This window comes from Candidatus Nanopusillus massiliensis, assembly GCF_920984865.1.
This window is the reverse complement of record NZ_OV100765.1, coordinates 118,609-119,599: the sequence shown is the minus strand read 5'-3', so window position 1 is coordinate 119,599 and position 991 is coordinate 118,609. Positions and strand designations below refer to the sequence as shown.

The following is a 991-nucleotide window of genomic DNA, read 5'->3' as shown; positions in this document are numbered from 1 at the left end:
ATTATAGAATTTGAATTTTCTACTAATACATTAAAGTTTGGAGTTATTGTATTAGAAATAAAGAAATTGAAGGCATTACATCATTTGGTGGCAATGATCTTAATAAAACCCAATATAAGTATATATTATTACCTGAGTTTTGTTGCCCTATTGTTATTGGTAAACTAAATGAACCAGGTATTGTTGTAGTACTTAATATTTGAGTATAATTTACTAAGAAATAAGTATAACTACTAGAAAATCCAATTTCATATATTGTTGGAACATAACTATATGGTGTACTTCCTACATTAGAAGTTCCTACAAATAATTTAAACTCACCAGCGGTGCCTATGTTGTCTATGAAAATGCAGCACCATTACTATTACCACCAGCTATAAGCCCACCTCCGCCACCAACAAAATATGTATATCTATTATTTGCATCACCTACTCCTAAATCTGTATAATCCCAACTCGTACCGCTAGTAGTTGGAACAGAAGTATAAATTTCTAATATATTATTTTGTAAATTATAATTATTTGTAGTAGTAATACCTTCGTTATCACCATGAAGAAGGAGATGGAATAATTGTATAATTGTAGAAAAAGAAGCACTATTTTGTTATTATATACATAAGTCCATGGTGAAGGTCAGGAACCCAAATTTCCAAAGTTTTGATAATAATTAAATACTTTTTGTCCATTATCATATTGAGAAGTACCTAAAACTTGTATAGGTGCACCAACATATGGATAATATTGTTGGTAATAATTAGAACTATTGGATCCTATATACATATAAATAGTTACACCTGAATTTGCTGGAATTCTTTGAGGTATATTTATCCACCAAACATCACAAGTAACTCCATTATAATTTAATTGACCTTCATACCATGAATATAAAATATTTCCAGAACTATTTACAAAATATACATTCTATTCATTTGAATCTATTTGATTAAATAATTTTGTCATTTTTATATATGCAAAATTATTACCAATATTTA

Annotated in this window: 1 protein-coding gene; it reads right to left on the bottom strand. The window is 27.7% G+C overall.

From position 1 onward, the window contains the following. Nucleotides 1-632: 632 nt before the first annotated feature. Nucleotides 633-779, bottom strand: a complete 147-nt coding sequence (locus LUA84_RS00950) for a hypothetical protein (RefSeq protein WP_231434007.1) — start codon at nucleotides 777-779, stop codon at nucleotides 633-635. Nucleotides 780-991: the final 212 nt, after the last annotated feature.

Coding starts and splice junctions, on each gene's coding strand:
- LUA84_RS00950 (WP_231434007.1), bottom strand. CDS start 779: ATGTATATAGGATCCAATAGTTCTAATTATTACCAACAATATTATCCA.